At 60.5% G+C, this 16,937-nt stretch carries 12 protein-coding genes and 1 tRNA gene; 6 read left to right on the top strand and 7 right to left on the bottom strand.

Annotation, left to right across the window (positions count from 1 at the left end; all coding sequences use genetic code 11):
* The first annotated feature begins 42 nt into the window (after window positions 1-42).
* Window positions 43-2,583: a ribonuclease E/G gene (locus KUV46_12900; protein QYJ00227.1), complete on the top strand. Its 2,541-nt coding sequence runs from the start codon at window positions 43-45 to the stop codon at window positions 2,581-2,583.
* A gap of 89 nt (window positions 2,584-2,672) precedes the next feature.
* Here KUV46_12900 and KUV46_12895 read toward each other — a convergent pair whose 3' ends face one another.
* The 3 genes from KUV46_12895 to KUV46_12885 form a co-directional block, all read right to left on the bottom strand.
* Entirely contained in the window at window positions 2,673-3,719 is a 1,047-nt protein-coding gene (locus tag KUV46_12895; GenBank protein ID QYJ00226.1) for an amino acid dehydrogenase, read from the bottom strand.
* Between the two features lie 64 nt (window positions 3,720-3,783).
* Entirely contained in the window at window positions 3,784-4,773 is a 990-nt protein-coding gene (locus tag KUV46_12890; protein QYJ00225.1) for a lysophospholipase, read from the bottom strand.
* A complete protein-coding gene (locus KUV46_12885) occupies window positions 4,770-5,294 on the bottom strand; it encodes a uracil-DNA glycosylase family protein (GenBank protein QYJ02408.1) in 525 nt (174 codons plus the stop codon). Before KUV46_12885 ends, KUV46_12890 begins: the two co-directional genes overlap by 4 nt.
* Window positions 5,295-5,404: 110 nt before the next feature.
* Between KUV46_12885 and KUV46_12880 the strand changes: the two genes are divergently transcribed.
* The 3 genes from KUV46_12880 to rlmJ all read left to right on the top strand — a co-directional run bounded on the left by KUV46_12880 (window position 5,405) and on the right by rlmJ (window position 8,983).
* Window positions 5,405-6,310: a pirin family protein gene (locus KUV46_12880; GenBank protein QYJ00224.1), complete on the top strand. Its 906-nt coding sequence runs from the start codon at window positions 5,405-5,407 to the stop codon at window positions 6,308-6,310.
* An 87-nt stretch (window positions 6,311-6,397) separates the two neighbouring features.
* Window positions 6,398-8,200 carry a M28 family peptidase gene (locus KUV46_12875; GenBank protein QYJ00223.1) on the top strand — a complete coding sequence of 601 codons (1,803 nt, stop codon included), beginning with the start codon at window positions 6,398-6,400 and terminating at the stop codon, window positions 8,198-8,200.
* 48 nt (window positions 8,201-8,248) lie between these two features.
* The gene (gene rlmJ, locus KUV46_12870) at window positions 8,249-8,983 is read left to right on the top strand and encodes a 23S rRNA (adenine(2030)-N(6))-methyltransferase RlmJ (protein QYJ00222.1); all 735 of its coding nucleotides are present in this window, start codon (window positions 8,249-8,251) and stop codon (window positions 8,981-8,983) included.
* Window positions 8,984-8,998: 15 nt separating this feature from the next.
* Here the strand turns inward: rlmJ and KUV46_12865 are convergent, their stop codons facing one another.
* Window positions 8,999-10,627 (bottom strand): hypothetical protein, encoded by a 1,629-nt coding sequence (locus KUV46_12865; GenBank protein ID QYJ00221.1) that lies wholly within the window; start codon window positions 10,625-10,627, stop codon window positions 8,999-9,001.
* Window positions 10,628-10,892: 265 nt separating this feature from the next.
* Here KUV46_12865 and KUV46_12860 point away from each other — a divergent pair, with 265 nt between their 5' ends.
* The gene (locus KUV46_12860) at window positions 10,893-12,155 is read left to right on the top strand and encodes an FAD-dependent oxidoreductase (GenBank protein QYJ00220.1); all 1,263 of its coding nucleotides are present in this window, start codon (window positions 10,893-10,895) and stop codon (window positions 12,153-12,155) included.
* A gap of 19 nt (window positions 12,156-12,174) precedes the next feature.
* Window positions 12,175-12,726, top strand: coding sequence for a thioesterase family protein (locus tag KUV46_12855; protein QYJ00219.1), 552 nt, complete (start codon window positions 12,175-12,177; stop codon window positions 12,724-12,726).
* Window positions 12,727-12,906: 180 nt separating this feature from the next.
* On the opposite strand, the gene KUV46_12850 is transcribed toward KUV46_12855, so the two are convergent.
* The 3 genes from KUV46_12850 to clpX all read right to left on the bottom strand — a co-directional run bounded on the left by KUV46_12850 (window position 12,907) and on the right by clpX (window position 16,921).
* Window positions 12,907-12,982 (bottom strand) — tRNA-Val (locus KUV46_12850).
* 100 nt (window positions 12,983-13,082) lie between these two features.
* Window positions 13,083-15,491 (bottom strand): endopeptidase La, encoded by a 2,409-nt coding sequence (gene lon, locus KUV46_12845; GenBank protein ID QYJ00218.1) that lies wholly within the window; start codon window positions 15,489-15,491, stop codon window positions 13,083-13,085.
* A gap of 164 nt (window positions 15,492-15,655) precedes the next feature.
* Window positions 15,656-16,921 (bottom strand): ATP-dependent Clp protease ATP-binding subunit ClpX, encoded by a 1,266-nt coding sequence (gene clpX, locus KUV46_12840; GenBank protein ID QYJ00217.1) that lies wholly within the window; start codon window positions 16,919-16,921, stop codon window positions 15,656-15,658.
* Between the last annotated feature and the right edge of the window lie 16 nt (window positions 16,922-16,937).

Raw genomic sequence — 16,937 nt, 5'->3', positions numbered from 1 at the left:
TCCATTACCGCGCCGCGCCGCCAGATCACAAGGCGATAAGCTATGAGCAAATTGATGCTGATCGATGCGGTCCACCCGGAAGAGACCCGGGTGGCGCTCGTTTCGGACGGACGCGTAGACGACTTTGACTTCGAAACCGCAGGTAAGGAACAGCTAAGGGGCAATATCTATCTCGCGAAAGTCACGCGCGTAGAGCCATCCCTTCAGGCCTGTTTTGTCGAATATGGCGGTAACCGCCACGGCTTCCTGGCCTTCAGCGAAATCCATCCCGACTATTATCAGCTTCCCCAGGAAGACCGCGAAGCGCTGCTGCAGGATGCCGCCCGCGCCGCCGCTGAGCAAGACGAAGACGATGTCGACGATGAGCGCGACACCGACGAAGATGATGACGACAATGGCGAAGGCGACTCCGACGCCGATGAAGCCGCAGCCGAAGCCGCTGCCGCCAAGCCAAAGCCACAGTCGAGTTCGAAGCGCTACAAGATCCAGGAAGTGATCCGCCGCCGGCAGGTCATGCTGGTGCAGGTCGTCAAGGAAGAGCGCGGCAACAAGGGCGCAGCGCTGACCACTTTCCTTTCGCTTGCTGGCCGCTACAGCGTCCTCATGCCGAACACGCCGCGCGGCGGCGGCATCTCCCGCAAGATCACCAATGGCGCTGACCGCAAGCGCCTGAAGGAAATCATGTCCAGCCTCGACGTGCCGAACGGCATGGGGCTGATCGTGCGCACGGCTGGCGCCAAGCGCACCAAGACCGACATCCGGCGCGATTATGAATACCTCCAGAAGCTCTGGGACAATATCCGTCACCGGACCATGGAATCGATTGCGCCTTGCATCATCCACGAAGAAGGCGGCCTCGTTCACCGCGCCATGCGCGACATGTTCGACAAGGACATCGAGGAAGTCGTCATCCAGGGCCCGTCAGCCTATCGCGAGGCAAAAGACCTCTCGAAAATGATCATGCCGACGCAGGCGCGCAAAGTGAAACAGTGGAAGTCCGCTGCCCCGCTTTTCGTCTCTGAATCGGTCGAAGACCAGCTCGACTCCATCTTCTCCCCGACAGTGCAGATGAAGTCCGGTGGCTATCTCGTCATCAACCAGACCGAAGCGCTGGTCGCCATCGACGTGAACTCGGGCAAGGCGACCAAGGAACGCAATATCGAGCAGACCGCTCTGCGCACCAATCTGGAAGCGGCCGAAGAAGCCTGCCGCCAGATGCGCCTGCGCGACCTCGCCGGCCTGATTGTCATCGACTTCATCGATATGGAGGAGAACAAGAACAACCGGGCAGTCGAGAAGAAGCTCAAGGATTGCCTCAAGATCGACCGCGCGCGTGTCCAATGCGGAAAGATCTCACAGTTCGGCCTGATGGAAATTTCGCGCCAGCGCCGCCGCGCCGGTGTGCTCCAGGCAACATCTGATCCGTGCGAAGCCTGTAACGGCACCGGCCGTCGCCGCTCCGTGCCGTCTGCGGCGCTGCAACTGCTACGCGCCCTCGAAGCCCGTGCGGCTGGCGGTGGTCTTTCCTCCATCACGGTGCACGCACCGACCGAAGTTGCGCTCTACCTGCTCAACAATAAGCGCGAAGCCGTCACCGATATCGAGGATGTCGCCGGTTTCGCGATCTCGATCAGCTCGTCTGACGAACTTCTGCCGGGCGACTTCCGCATCGATGCGGAAAAAGACCCGAACCAGAAGTCACGCCGCAATCGCAAGCAGGATCGCAGTCGCCATATCATCGGCGATGAGGATGACGATCAGCTGCCAGACGAGGCAGATGACGAGGCCGCCGAGGACGAAGCCGATGAGGCTGACGAGTCCGAAAGCGATAACGATAGCGACAATGACGCTGCCTCTGACGATCAGTCGGACAATGACGACCAGTCTGGCGGCTCGCGCAAACGCCGTCGCCGTGGCCGCCGCGGCGGTCGCCGCAGACGCCGTGAGCCAAACCCGATCGTGCCACTCGATGGCGGCGCGCTCCTTGATGGTCTCGCCCACAGCGCACATGCCATGCTGGACGAAACCCCGCCTGCCCTGCCCGATCCAGACGAGGCAAGCCGCGCCACGGCCTCCCAGCCGCAGCTCGCAAAGACCGTCGCGCTCGACGCCGTCAAGCAGGACGCAAGCGACAGCGACGGCTCGTCAGATGAGAACAGCAATGACGCAGAAGCCTCTGACAGCAAGCAGGACGAGAAGCCTCGCCCGCGCCGGTCGCGCTCACGCCGCAGAGGCGGCAAGCGCAATGGGAAGCCAAAGAATACTGAGGCAGAGGCCGATACAGCGGCCGAAGCGTCTGGCAGTGACGAGCAGGCGGCCGAATCTGAGGCCACGCCTGAAGCAACGCCAGCTCCGGCTGAGGTAAAGGCCGAAACGCCTGAGCCTGTCGCCGAAGCGCCTGCTGCCGAAGAAAAAGCTGAAGAGCCAGCGCCCGCGAAGACCTCAGCTGTTTTCGAGGAAGACAAGCCGATCGCAAGCGAGCCTGTCCTGGTCACCGATGACAAGTCGGACGACCAGAAGGAAGAGGCGTCCAAGAAGGACGAGAAGCCAAAGCGGCGCGGCTGGTGGTCCCTTCGTCGTTAGGGCGAAACCGGCCCGGCAAAAATCACCGCCCAATAAAAAAAGCGTCAGTCCCCGGACTGACGCTTTTCTTTTTATATTGAGTAATTTGATCAGGCAGGCTTTGCGTTCGCGATCCGCGTGCGCGCAATCTGCTCGGCCACTTCATTGGTCGGCGCATTCTGCTTCAGCGCTTCATCAAGCACTTCTTCGAGCGTCTCGATCAGCACGTTCAGCTTGCCCATCACCCAGTTGCGCGAATAGGCGCCCGAGATTTCGGCGGCGACATTGATGATACCGCCGCCATTGATGACATAGTCAGGCGCATAGAGAATGCCCCGGTCACGCAGCGCCACGTCCATTTCAGCGATCGAAAGCTGGTTGTTCGCGCCGCCGGCAACGACACGGGCCTTCAGGCGCGGCAGCGTCTCCGGGTTGATGACGGCGCCGAGCGCGTTCGGGGAGAAAATATCGACATGCTGGTCGTAGATTTCGTCCGTCGCGACAATCTTCGCGCCTGTCCGCGCGCTCACCTCTTTCAGAAGCGCCTCATCGATGTCGGTGATGATCAGCTCCGCGCCTTCCTTGGCGAGGTGGTCACATAGATACCCGCCGACATGGCCGACGCCTTGCACCGCAATACGGCGGCCAGAGAGGTCATCGCTGCCGAAGGCGCGCTTTGCGCTGGCCTTGATGCCACGATAGACGCCGAGCGCCGTAATCGGGGACGGGTCACCGCTGGCGGCCTCACCCTGGTCCAGACCGGCGACGTACTTGGTCTGCGTCGCGACGATCTCCATGTCCTTGGTGCTGATGCCGACATCCTCAGCGGTATAGTACGTTCCGTTCAGGGACTGGATGGCGCGCCCAAATGCTTCAAACAGCGCAGGCGACTTGTCGGTTTTGGAGTTGCCCCAGATCACAGCCTTGCCACCGCCGAGCGGAAGGCCAGCCATCGCATTCTTGAAGCTCATCCCCTTGGAGAGGCGCAGCGCATCGCGCAGCGCTTCCTCGCCGGTCGCATAGTTCCACATCCGGCACCCACCTGCGGCAGGGCCAAGCGCCGTCGAGTGGACGGCGATAGTGGCCTTCAGACCGCTCGCCTTGTCCTCGAACATGTGGACACTCTCATGGCCGTCGAAGGAAGGATGGTCGAACATGGATACTCTCCTGACTGTCTCGTCCCGGCCTTAGCGTGCTGGCATGCACGGTCAACTGCTTCGTTCACTTGGCAGGTATGCTTGAAACGCCGGACGGCAGCTGCGCAGAAGGATCTTGCATGAAAGCCCACATATCCGCGTAAACTGTTTCGGCCTGCAGGTCTCTCAGCAGCATATGATACCCATTCGGGTAATAGGCCGTGCGCACATGCGGCGGCAGCACCTTCATTGTACGCTTCACCCCCGCAGGCGGGATGACGATATCCTTGGCCCCATAGGTGAGCAGCGTCGGCATATCGGCTGGAAGCTGCGGTGCAGCAAGATGCGCCTCCTCCATCAGCGCGACGACGCCATAGACCTGATCAATCCGGTTGTCGGTCATCCGCAGCGGGTCTGCCATCATCCGGCGCAGCATTTCGATATTGTCCGACGGCTCGATCTTCACGCCGCGCGGCGGCCGCACGACCCAGCCCGGCCGGCTATGGGCCGAGACCCAGAGCGCGCCGCGATAGAGCCAGTTCATGGATCCCCAACCGCGCAGCCCCGGCCCGGACAGAATCAGCCGGTCAGCACCAACCGGCGGGTTGTCCCCGGCGAAAGCCGTCATCGACATTGCGCCGCCCATGGACACGCCCACAATGGTCAGTGTCGCATCCGGATGGCGCTGCCGCACCAGACGCACAGCCTGGCGCAAATCCTCGCGCATCAGTTCCGGTTCAGGCCATATCCCCCGCTTCAGGGACCGGCCGAAGCCGCGCTGGTCGTATGCATAGGTCGTGACGCCGCGCTGTGCGAACCATGGCGCCGCCATATGGAAGGCCTCGGCATAGTCATTCATGCCGTGAACGCCGACGATCACATGATCTACCTCCTCCGCGTCCGCCTTCCCCGGCCAGACGGTCAGCCCCAGCTGCGCACCATCAAAGCTGACAAAGGTCGATTCGCCGGGGACCAGTTTTGCTTCAACAGGCTGATCAGGCATAAGCGCGCCCTGCATCTTCGGCGTCGCGCAGGCACATAGTCCAAGCAGGAGAAGATAGGTCAGCCATTTCAAAGCAGGTCTCTCACTTTCTGTCGGAGGACAGGCAGGATGTCCGTCTCGAACCAGGGGTTTTTCTTCAGCCACGCATTGTTGCGCCAGCTTGGATGCGGTGTCGGCAGGATACCGGCCTCAAGATGGGTACGCCAGTTACGAACCGTTTCGGTAAGTGTCTTTGAGGCCGCCTGCCCAAGATGCCACTTCTGCGCATAGCCGCCGATCGCGAGGACCAGCTCAAGATCAGGAAGACGCTCCAGCAATCCGGCCCGCCAGGTCGGCGCGCAGACCTTCATCGGCGGCAGGTCACCGCCATTCTTGTCATAGCCCGGAAAACAGAAGCCCATCGGTGCGATGACGATCCGCGACTCGTCGTAGAATTCGTCTTCGCTCACCCCCATCCAGTTGCGCAGGCGCACACCGGACGGGTCCGCGAATGGCTTTGACGAGCGGTCAGCCAGATTGCCCGGTGCCTGACTGGCGATAAGGATACGCGCACCCGGCGCTGCCCTGACAATCGGGTTTGGAAAGCGCTGCATCTGGCCCGCGCATATGCGGCAGGCCCGTAATTCCTCAAGATAGCTATTCAGGTCAGCGCTCACTTGGGCCAAGATGGACACTCAACGTCCCAAGACAAGGAAAAGCGCGCATGTCCGACCCGGTAGACCTCGTAATCGATGCCCGCCCCCGTGATCTTGGCGGCGGCTTCAAGGTTCGCCGCGTCCTCCCCTTCCATAAGCGGCGCATGGTCGGGCCTTTCATCTTCTTCGATCATTTCGGGCCAGTAGACTATCCGCCCGGCAAGGGCTTCGACGTTCGCTCCCACCCGCACATCGGCCTCGCGACGGTCACCTATCTCTTCGAAGGTGCCATCGCCCACAGGGACACGGTTGGCTCTGATATTACCATCCGGCCGGGCGCAGTGAACTGGATGGTCGCTGGCCGCGGCATCGTCCATTCCGAACGCACCCCCGACGAAGAGCGCGCCGCTGGCATGCGTATGCACGGCATCCAGACCTGGGTCGCCCTGCCGAAAACGCATGAGGATTGCCCTCCATCCTTCACCCATCATCCGAAGGACACGCTGCCTGAATTCGACTTGGGCGGCGCCCGCGCGCAGCTCCTCGCCGGAGAAGCCTGGGGCCATCGCTCGCCGGTCGAGTTCCCATGGGGCATCTGGTATCTCGGCCTGACCGCGCCGGACGGCGCAGACTTCGAGATCCCAGGCGATGCAGCTGATGAACGCGCCATCTATGTCGCCGGTGGCTCCGTCCAGATTGCCGGAACAAGCTATGGCGACGGCGCGATGATCATCCTGAAGCCCGGACAGACGGTGCAAGTGACCGCCGCCCCCAACAGCCATCTCATGCTGGCGGGCGGGCAGACCATGGACGGGCCGCGCCTCATCAACTGGAACCTCGTCGCGAGCCGTCAGGACCTGATCGACGAGGCACGCGAGGGCTGGACCGCATCGATCGCGGGCAATTGGCAGAATACCCGTTTCTCACTGCCTGATGGCGAAGACGAATACATTCCCCTGCCCGGCTCTGGCTGACACGAGGACAGCGGCCTCCACCCGCTTTCTTGTGAGGCTCGCACGCCTGTGTCACAACACCGCCAGATATTGAATCAGGAGTCTTTCATGATGCGTACATTCTGGCCCGCCGTTTCCTTGCTCGCCCTGGCCGCCTGTTCCGATCCGGCCACCCCTGTCGATGAGGCGGACACCAGCCAACCAGACGCAAATGTCGAGGCAGAAACCGAAGACATGGATCAGACCGCGTCTTTCGAAGACTCCGAGCTGATCCTGCCACTGCCAGAAAGCACGTCCACTGAGATCACCGCTGAAGATATCGGTACACGCGTCGCGACGCTCGCCGATGACGCCTATGAGGGCCGCGGCCCCGGCAGCGAAGCCGGTGAGAACTCTGCGCTCTGGATTGCCCGTGAAATGGAACGCGTCGGCCTTGAGCCAGGCGGCGAAGATGGCGGCTGGTTCCAGACCGTCGGCATGGTCGAGCAGACGTTGGACGAGTCCGCCTCCGGCCTGACGATCAACGGTCTTTCCTCCGGTGAGCCGATGGAGCTCACTCTGAAAGAAGACGCGGTTCTCTGGACCAAGCATCAGGACGAGACAGAGCTTTCCTTCAACGATTCCGAACTTGTCTTCGTGGGCTATGGCGTCGTCGCCCCGGAGTATGACTGGAACGACTATGAAGGCCTCGACGTCGAGGGCAAAACCGTCGTCATGCTGGTCAACGATCCGGGCTTCGCGCGCGGTACCGATGACCTCTTCAATGGCCGCGCCATGACGTATTATGGCCGCTGGACCTACAAGTTCGAGGAAGCCGCACGTCAGGGCGCGACAGGCGCCATCGTGATCCACGAAACAGAGCCTGCGTCCTATCCATGGGAAGTGGTCCGCAACTCATGGTCCGGCGCACAGGCCGACCTCGTTCGCGGCGATGGCGGCGCAAGCCGCACGACGTTCGAATCCTGGATCACGCGCGACGTCGCTGAAACCCTCTTCTCTGACGCGGGTCTCGACTTCGAGGAGCAGAAAGCTGCCGCCATGGAACCGGGCTTCGAGCCGGTCGACATGGGTGACCTCACCGTGTCCGGTAACATCGTCCAGACCGTGGACACGATGGACTCCCGCAACGTCGTGGGCGTCCTGCCAGGCACTGAGCGTCCAGACGAATACGTCCTCTTCACCGCGCACTGGGATCACCTCGGCAAGAAGAGCGGCGAGCGCACTGGCGCACCAACCGAAGATTTCTATCAGGATGACATCTTCAACGGTGCTGTCGACAATGCGACCGGCTCTGCTGCGCTTCTCGAAATCGCCGAAGCCATGGCTGCTGGCGAGCATCCGCGCTCTGGTCTTTTCGTCTCCGTCACGCTGGAAGAATCAGGCCTGCTCGGCTCGGCTTACTATGCTGACAACCCGACCGTACCGCTGAACCAGATCGTCGCTGGTATCAATATGGACGGCATGCTGCCTGTCGGCCGCACCAAGGAAATGGTCGTCGTCGGCTATGGCGCGTCCGAGCTTGAGGACATTCTCGAAGCGAAGCTCGAGGCACAGGACCGCGTGGTCGAGCCAGATCCGCGTCCGGAAGCCGGCTCCTTCTATCGCTCGGACCACATCTCCTTCGCCAAAAAGGGCGTGCCGATGCTCTACGCTGATGGCGGCATCGACAAGCGTGATGGCGGGGTTGCTGCTGGCCGCGCCGCTGCCGACACCTATACCGCGCAGCGCTACCACAAGCCGATGGACGAGTACTCCGAGGACTGGAACCTCGAAGGCATGGTGGAAGACGTCACCGCTCTCTACGAGGTCGGGCTTGAAATCATCAATTCCGATGAATGGCCGACCTGGTATGAAGGCAATGAGTTCGAGGCGGCCCGTCAGGCCTCCCTCGCAGAAGCAGACGGCGAGTAAGTCTTGCTTTCCTACCAGCATGGCTATCATGCCGGAAACAGGGCTGACGTGTTCAAGCACGCAGTCCTGTTTTCAATTCTGAACATCGCCCGGCAAGCGACCCATCCATGGCTCTACATGGAAACCCATTCGGCTGCCGGGACATATGACCTCTTCGACAAGCAGTCCCGCAAGACAGCAGAGGCCGACGAGGGCGTGCTGCGCCTCCTCGCAGACAAGAACCCGCCATCGCTGATCAAGCCGTGGCTCGACCATGTGCGTGCCGCGACGCCCGCAGCCTATCCCGGCTCCCCTGCGATTGCCCGGCATTGCCTTGGCGAGAATGACCGTATGGTCTTCTTTGAGCGCCATCCTGCTGAGTATGAAAAGCTCGTGGCGAGCCTTGGCGACGACAAGCGCACCCGCGCCATCAAGGATGATGGCTATAATGGCGCGCTTCGGCTCCAGCCGCGCAGCCGCGAGCGTGCCTTTGTCTTCCTCGACCCGAGCTATGAGACAGAGCGCGACATGGAAGAACTCGCCGGATGGCTACCCCGCGCCATGAAACGCTGGCCCAAGGCAGTCTTTCTTGTCTGGCTGCCGCTCTTCAAGGATGAGCGCGAGCTTGAGTTCGGCCAGTTCCTCTCCAGCCTTGATTTCGGCTTTGTGGCCGGTACGCGCTGGAATGAAGACAGCGACAACGACTCCGCCCTCGACGGCTCTGCCATGATCGGGCTTCGGACCTCACCGGCTATGGGCCGACCTGCTTTCGAAATTGCTGAACAGCTGGACGCCTACTGGTAGGCGGCGTCAGGACGATCAGGCGACGTCGCGCTCGATCGGACCGATCCACTCATCATCATCGCTTGGCGCTGCACGCGACGAGTTCTTGCCGATCGCCGATGGCGGAAGGCTGAGAATCGCCGTCGTGCCGACGCCGACGCGCGATTTAAGGACGACGTCGCCAGACATGAGGCGCGCCAGATGGCGGCACAGCGTCAGGCCAAGACCGGTGCCGCCATGGTCACGGTCAAACTGGCTGTCTGCCTGGTAGAAAGCCTCGAACACTTTTTCGAGCTTGCCTTCCGGGATGCCGTGACCGAAGTCGCGTACCGCAATAAATGGCGCCCCGTCAGCATCGACACCAGCCCGGATAACGATCTTCTTGCCCGGCTCATTAAAGCGGATCGCATTGGTCACGAGGTTGATCAGGATCCGCTTGGTGGCCGTTTCATCAGCGTAGAGCGTACTCAGCTTGGCCGAGACACTGACATCGAAACCGTCAGTGGACGCCTTGTCCTCAAAGCCGGCCGCGAGCGTGATAGCCTCTGACAGAAGCGATCGTGTGTCGAGCTCCACAGAATGGACCGGCATACGCTCAAGGCCCACTTTGGAATAATCGATGATATCATTGATGAGCTTCAGAAGGTGCGTACCGCTCGCATGGATATTGTCGGCGTATTCGCGCACATCATCCGGTGACAGCGAGATCTTGGATTCGCCCGTCATGAGCTTCGAGAAGCCCAGAATGATGTTCATCGGCGTGCGCAGCTCATGGCTCATCGTCGACAGGAAGCGGCTCTTGGCTTCGTCTGCCTCAACCGCCTCACGTTGCGCCTCGATCAGCTCACGTTCGCGCGTCTTGAGCGCGGTAATGTCGTTGTGAACCACAACCGCGCCGCCCTTGCCCGTCTTGCGGGTAGATCGCATCAGCCAGCGGCCGCTATCGAGCAGGACAGGCACGCTGTCCTCGCCCTCTTTCGAATAATCAGGCTTCTCGCTTGCAAACCAGTCACGATGACGCGCATTCGCAATCAGAAGCTCATCATTGGCGTCGTAGAACGCAAAGGCGTCATTAGAGGATTCAATCGCATCTGCGAGGCGCTCACGCGCCCATTCGCTATCGATGCTCTGCTCAACCATCTCGAAGATGTGGCGATAGTTTCTAAGACCGCCAACGATAAGCGCCGCCATGAAAGACAATGCCAGCAGCGTGACTTCCAGCGCGAAGGGCGAGCCAAGCGCGATGTTGCAGGCGAGCATGACCGTCACGCTGCCCAGCAGGAAACGGCTTCCAACGCGCGCGACAGGGCCGAGGATCGACATCGTGCCCGCGCTCATGCCAGCGATGACAATACAGATGAACAGGTTGGCGAGATCGTTCTCGGAGTGGAAGGCAAGTGCCGATGCGCCCCAGATCACGCCCAGGATCAGCGATGACCATTCAGCCTTGCGAAGTAGCTTGACGGAAACGCGCGTCAGCCCGCCGCGCTTGTTGATGCTGCGCGCGCCCAGCCACTGCATCGATGAAAACAGAAGGACGGGCGTGAGCCAAACAGCGACGCGCCAGGCTTCGACATATTGCAGAAAGGCAACCGAATAGATGAGGCCATTCACGAGGTTGATAATGGCCATCGGGATAAGCAGGCGCACCATAAGGCGCTGCATCTCAGCATACACTCTCTCTTCCGATGCCGAGCTGGGCTTTGGCAACGTCTTGAAGAGGGTTTTCGCCCAACTGGAAGACTGAGACGATTTATCCATTAGACTGTCTGGCTATCAGAATTGTCTTAACCATCGGCAAACACCCGGTTTCTAATCATAGATTGCTCCGTGAATGCTGATCACCGGTGGATTAGCGGCTGAATCACTGCAATCTCGGCAGTAATGGGCGCGCAGCCTCTTGTAGACTTCCCGCGAATTCGGGGCGTGAATGACAGAACGCATTGCAATCATCGGTGGTGGACCAGCCGGGCTAAGCCTTGCCCGGCTACTGACGGCCAGGTCAGATGCAAACGTCACAGTTTTCGAGGCTGCCCCCCGACCGGGCGGGAAATCCTTCTCCTTTGTGCAGGGCGATGCCGTCGTGGAAATGGGCACCTGCTATACCACCCGGGCCCATCGCGTTGTGCTCGACTGGATGAAGGAAGCGGGTATCGGCCTGAAACCTTTGCGCGAGCAAAGCTTCGATGATGAAGACTTCCTCGACTACGTGAAGCGCGGCGCGGGGCCATCCCTGCCCGCCCAGATCCTTCGCTTCCTCGCTGACCGGCGCAAGCTGATGAACAAGCTGAAGCGCAAGCCGATCCCGGAGGCTGCCGCCGCCGAAGCCGCACAGACGACTTCAGAATGGCTGCGCGCACGCAACCTGCACAAGATCGAGCGCTTCATGTATCGCTCTATGACAAATCTCGGCTACGGCTTCGTGGATGAGACCCCCATCGTGCAGGCGATGCGCTGGAATGATCTCGACCTCATCCTCACTGGCCTCCTCAAGCAGCTACAGATGCCGGTCGAGGGCTGGACCGCATTCTGGGAACGCATCGCTGCGCCACTAGACGTGCGCACGGCCACATCCATCACCCGCGTCGAAAGGGGCAATGGCACCGCCCGGCTTCATACGCATACCGGTGAAAGCTTCGAAGCCGACCAGGTTGTCTGCGCCATTCCGATAGACGATTTTGTAAGGCTCACTGACACGCCGCTTGAAGATGAGTCATTCGCCGCCAACGCCATCGACTGGAACGGGTACACCACAACGCTGGTCGCGGTGCCGGAAAAATTCACCGCCAGCGACGTCGCCGCGTGGAGCCGCGCACTCACGCCGGGCGCGCGCACAGGCCAGATGATGTCGGCCCGTTATGACGGCTATGAGGCGGACCTTGGCGGCCACCTCTACCTCACCGGCCAGCTCAGCGGCGACTATACCGACCCGGAACTTGAGGAATTGCTGCGAGAGGAAATCGCGCGCGAAGGCGGCGAGGTTGCAAACATAGTCCTGCAGCGGACCTGGAAATACTTTGCCCGCTATAAACCCGATGCGGTGCGCGCCGGGCTTCTATCCCGGCTGGAAGATATGCAGGGCAAACACAACACCTGGTACACCGGGGCGACTTTCTCCCACGAAGCAGTCTCGAATATTGTCAATTACAATGCCCGTCTGGCGCGCAAAATGCAGGCTGCACTGAAATCGTGACCCAGGCGGAGAATGCGCCATGAACCTTTTCTTTCGACTCGTTTTCGTTTTCCTGCGTGCCAGTCTTTCCGGCGCGCGCGTCAGCCTCTTCGACACCACCCGTTTGCGCTCGCGGGTCATGCTGACCGATCAGGACATGTTCGCCCACATGACCAACAGTCGGTACTTCTCGTTCAGTGATCTCGCCGTCATCAATTACATCGTCAGAACCGGCACATGGCCCAAGCTGAGAAAACGCGGATGGTTTCCCGTCGTCTGCGCTGAATCTGTTACGTTTTCCAGAATGCTGAGCTGGCGCGACCGCTTTGAGATCGAGACACATCTTGTTGGCTGGACGGACACCTACATGTGCCTCCAGCACGACTTCATCCGCAACGGCAAGACTGGCGCGACGGTGCGGATCATCTCACGTTTTGCCAGCCGCAAGCGCGACCGAGTGACCATGGATGACGTTGTTGCCTATCTTGGCGTAGAGCGCAGCTCGCCTGCCCTGCCGGCAGAGTTTCAGAACATGGTGACAGACGTCGAGGCGGCGCGTCAGCACCGGGCCGGCGATAGCGCTGCTGCCTGACAGGATCGTTGCGGCACAATTGCCGCGGCAAAGCGCCGATCATCGTCCTATATTGATGAATTGCAGCCTTGGCCCGGAGAACAGATATGCACCTACTCGCCCTCGCCGCACTTGGACTCGGCATTGCCTGCCTCATCGCCGCCTACCGCGCCTGGCGCCGCCAGAAGTAATCAGGGAAAATGGTGGGCGGTAACGGGCTCGAACCGCTGACCCTCTCGGTGTAAACGAGATGCTCTACCAACTGAGCTAACCGCCCCTCGCGCGACTTTTGCTTCACCCTTGCCAGAAATGCAAGACGGCCCCTGTAGCATCTCTGCAGGGGCCGTCTCTTCATGTGTTATTTTGGGCGCTGGAGCCTAGTGGCGGACAGTTGCCTCGCCGTCGCTGTCGCCAGACTTGCCCGAAAGCGAAGCCTGCAGCGCAGCCTCATCAGCATCCGACCACTCGATCTCTGACAGCGGCTGTACGAGGGCATGTGAGAACACCTCATTGATGTCCGTCACCGGAATGATCTCCAGCCCTTCCTTCACCACGTCCGGGATCTCATCGAGGTCCTTCTCATTCTCCTGCGGGATCAGCACCGTCTTGATGCCGCCGCGCAGGGCCGCGAGAAGTTTCTCCTTGAGACCGCCGATCGGCAGGACGCGTCCACGCAGGGACACTTCGCCCGTCATCGCCACATCGCGGCGAACCGGGTTGCCGGTCAGCAGTGACACGATCGCCGTCGTCATGGCGATACCTGCAGACGGACCGTCCTTCGGCGTCGCACCATCCGGCACGTGCACGTGGATGTCGGTCGTGTTGAACTGGCTCGGCTTGATGCCGACCATGACCGCACGCGAGCGCACCAGCGAGCTTGCCGCCTGAATGGACTCCTTCATGACGTCGCGGAGGTTACCCGTGACCTTCATGCTGCCCCGGCCAGGCATCTTGACCGCTTCGATGGTCAGAAGATCACCGCCAGCTTCAGTCCAGGCAAGGCCCGTCACAGCACCGATCTGGTCCTCATCATCTGCGAGGCCGTAGCGGTGCTTGCGCACGCCCGAGTACTCGCTGAGGTTTTCAGACGTGATGGTGATCACCGTCTTGTCGCTCTGCGCGATCTGCCTCACCGCCTTGCGGGCAAGCTTGGCAAGTTCACGCTCAAGGCTACGGACACCGGCCTCACGCGTGTAATAGCGGATAAGGTCGCGGATCGCACTGTCGTCCACCTGCCACTCGCTGTCTGCGAGGCCATGATCCTTGCGGATCTTCGGGAAAAGGTGACGCTTAGCGATCTCCAGCTTCTCGTCCTCGGTGTAACCGGCGATACGGATCACTTCCATACGGTCGAGAAGCGGCTGCGGCATGTTGAGCGAGTTCGCCGTCGTCACGAACATCACGTCCGAAAGGTCGTAATCGACTTCCAGATAGTGGTCGTTGAACGTCGAGTTCTGCGCCGGATCCAGCACTTCGAGAAGCGCCGATGCCGGGTCGCCGCGATGGTCCATACCCATCTTGTCGATCTCATCGAGCAGGAAGAGCGGATTGCCCGTCTTTGCCTTCTTCATCGACTGGATGATCCGGCCCGGCATGGAGCCGATATAGGTCCGGCGGTGGCCACGGATCTCGCTTTCATCCCGCACGCCGCCGAGCGACACGCGAACGAATTCACGTCCCGTCGCCTCGGCAATCGACTTGCCGAGCGAGGTCTTACCGACACCCGGAGGGCCGACGAGGCAGAGGATCGGGCCCTTGAGCTTCTTCGTGCGCTTCTGCACGGCGAGATACTCAATGATCCGTTCCTTGACCTTCTCGAGACCGTAATGGTCTTCGTCGAGCTGGTTCTCGGCCTTGTCGAGATCGGTCGAGATGTCCGTGCGCTTGCCCCAGGGCAGCGACACCATCCAGTCGAGATAGTTCCGCACCACAGTGGACTCAGCCGACATCGGGCTCATCTGGCGAAGCTTCTTCAGCTCCTGATCAGCCTTGGTGCGGGCTTCCTCACTAAGCGGGGCTTCGCGCAACTTGTCTTCAAGCTCTGCGATCTCATCGCGCTCGCCTTCAGGGGAATCGCCGAGCTCACGCTGAATGGCCTTCATCTGCTCATTCAGGTAATACTCGCGCTGGGTCTTCTCCATCTGACGCTTCACGCGGTTTTTGATCTTCCGCTCCATCTGCATCATGCCCATCTCGCCCTCCATGAGAGCGAAGACCTTTTCGAGGCGCTCGCGCGCGTTGGAAAGCTCGAGCAATTCCTGCTTGTCGGAGAGTTTGACCTGAAGCTGTGACGCGACCGCGTCAGCCAGCTTGCCGGCTTCGGTGATCTGCGAAACCGTCGCCACAGACTCTGGCGGAATCTTGCGGTTCAGCTTTGCATAGTTCTCGAACTGGTCGATCACAGCACGGGCCAGCGCCTGCACTTCACCCGTATCGCCCTCTTCCGGCTCAACGAGTTCGACATCGGCGTCGAAATAGGTGTCACGGTCATTGAACGACACGATACGCGCGCGCGACGAGCCTTCGACCAGCACTTTCACCGTGCCGTCAGGCAGCTTCAGGAGCTGCAGGATCGTTGCGACCGTACCGAGCGAATGTACGTCATCGCCGGTCGGCTCATCGGTGGATGGGTCTTTTTGCGCAACGAGCATGATCTCGTTCTCGCCTTCATCGACCATTTCCAGCGCGGCAACCGACTTGTCCCTGCCGACAAAAAGCGGGGCGACCATGTCTGGAAAGACCACGATATCCCGGAGCGGCAATACTGGGAGGGTTTTCTTGGGCATTCATGCCTCCTCTAAAGAAAATGGATCCTGCTCAGCAGCGATCCGGCCGGGCGTCACTTTACGTTCTGACGATTCCGGCCTTCTGAGAATGATGTGGCAACAAAAACGGCCTGTTCAAGCAGTGTTGAACAGGCCGTCGTGTCGCATTTCCTGTGACTTTAACGTCAGGAAGCTTCGCTTGGCTTGGCCTGCTTGGCGTGGACGTAGAGCGGCGCGGCGTGGCCCTCCACAACTTCGCCATTGACGACAACCTCTTCGACACCGCGCAGCGTCGGCAGGTCGAACATCGTGTCGAGCAGAATGCCCTCCATGATGGACCGCAGGCCGCGTGCACCTGTCTTGCGGGCAATCGCCTTGCGGGCAACGGCCGTGAGGGCTTCCTCGGTGAAGGTCAGCTCAACGTCTTCCATGTCGAAGAGGCGCTGATACTGTTTTAGCAGGGCGTTCTTCGGCTGGGTCAGGATCTCGATCAGTGCATCCTCATCGAGGTCTTCCAGCGTCGCGATGACAGGAAGACGGCCGATGAACTCTGGAATGAGGCCATAGCGCTGAAGGTCTTCAGGCTCTGTCTCACGCAGCACTTCGCCGACACCGCGGGCATCCGGGTCCTTCACATCGGCGCCAAAGCCGATGCGGGTGCCTTCACCGCGCGAGGAGATGATCTTGTCGAGACCGGCAAACGCGCCGCCCACGATGAACAGGATGTTCGTCGTATCGACCTGAAGGAATTCCTGCTGCGGATGCTTGCGGCCACCTTGCGGCGGCACAGCGGCAACCGTGCCTTCCATGATCTTCAGAAGCGCTTGCTGGACACCCTCGCCCGACACGTCGCGCGTGATGGACGGGTTGTCGGACTTGCGCGAAATCTTGTCGATCTCATCGATATAGACGATGCCGCGCTGGGCCCGCTCGACATTATAGTCGGCAGACTGAAGCAGCTTCAGCACAATGTTCTCGACGTCCTCACCGACATAGCCGGCTTCGGTCAGCGTCGTTGCATCGGCCATGGTAAATGGCACATCCAGGATACGCGCCAGCGTCTGCGCCAGCAGCGTCTTGCCGCAACCCGTCGGGCCGACAAGCAGGATGTTCGACTTCGCCAGCTCCACCCCGTCAGACGAGGAAGCGTGCGAGAGACGCTTGTAATGGTTGTGAACGGCGACCGAGAGGATGCGCTTTGCGTACTTCTGGCCGATCACATAATCGTCCAGCACGTCGCAGATTTCGCGCGGGCTCGGGACACCCTCTTTCGATTTGAAGCCTGCCGCTTTGCTCTCTTCACGGATGATGTCCATGCAGAGCTCCACGCATTCATCACAGATGAATACGGTGGGGCCAGCGATCAGTTTTTTGACTTCGTGCTGGCTCTTTCCACAGAAAGAGCAATAGAGCGTATTCTTTGAATCGCCGGAGCCGTTTTGCTTTGTCATGGCTACCTCTTAGCTT

Origin of the sequence: Thalassovita mediterranea (assembly GCA_019448215.1) — a bacterium.
GTDB lineage: Bacteria > Pseudomonadota > Alphaproteobacteria > Caulobacterales > Hyphomonadaceae > Henriciella.
This window is presented reverse-complemented; position numbering and strand designations above follow the sequence as displayed.

What these genes read in the sequence shown, in the direction of transcription:
- KUV46_12885 (QYJ02408.1), bottom strand. Translation starts at nt 5,294, where the DNA reads ATGCAGCGCTTTCCAAACCCGATTGTCAGGGCAGCGCCGGGTGCGCGT.
- KUV46_12875 (QYJ00223.1), top strand. Translation starts at nt 6,398, where the DNA reads ATGATGCGTACATTCTGGCCCGCCGTTTCCTTGCTCGCCCTGGCCGCC.
- KUV46_12880 (QYJ00224.1), top strand. Translation starts at nt 5,405, where the DNA reads ATGTCCGACCCGGTAGACCTCGTAATCGATGCCCGCCCCCGTGATCTT.
- lon (QYJ00218.1), bottom strand. Translation starts at nt 15,491, where the DNA reads ATGCCCAAGAAAACCCTCCCAGTATTGCCGCTCCGGGATATCGTGGTC.
- KUV46_12895 (QYJ00226.1), bottom strand. Translation starts at nt 3,719, where the DNA reads ATGTTCGACCATCCTTCCTTCGACGGCCATGAGAGTGTCCACATGTTC.
- KUV46_12865 (QYJ00221.1), bottom strand. Translation starts at nt 10,627, where the DNA reads ATGCAGCGCCTTATGGTGCGCCTGCTTATCCCGATGGCCATTATCAAC.
- KUV46_12900 (QYJ00227.1), top strand. Translation starts at nt 43, where the DNA reads ATGAGCAAATTGATGCTGATCGATGCGGTCCACCCGGAAGAGACCCGG.
- KUV46_12860 (QYJ00220.1), top strand. Translation starts at nt 10,893, where the DNA reads ATGACAGAACGCATTGCAATCATCGGTGGTGGACCAGCCGGGCTAAGC.
- KUV46_12855 (QYJ00219.1), top strand. Translation starts at nt 12,175, where the DNA reads ATGAACCTTTTCTTTCGACTCGTTTTCGTTTTCCTGCGTGCCAGTCTT.
- clpX (QYJ00217.1), bottom strand. Translation starts at nt 16,921, where the DNA reads ATGACAAAGCAAAACGGCTCCGGCGATTCAAAGAATACGCTCTATTGC.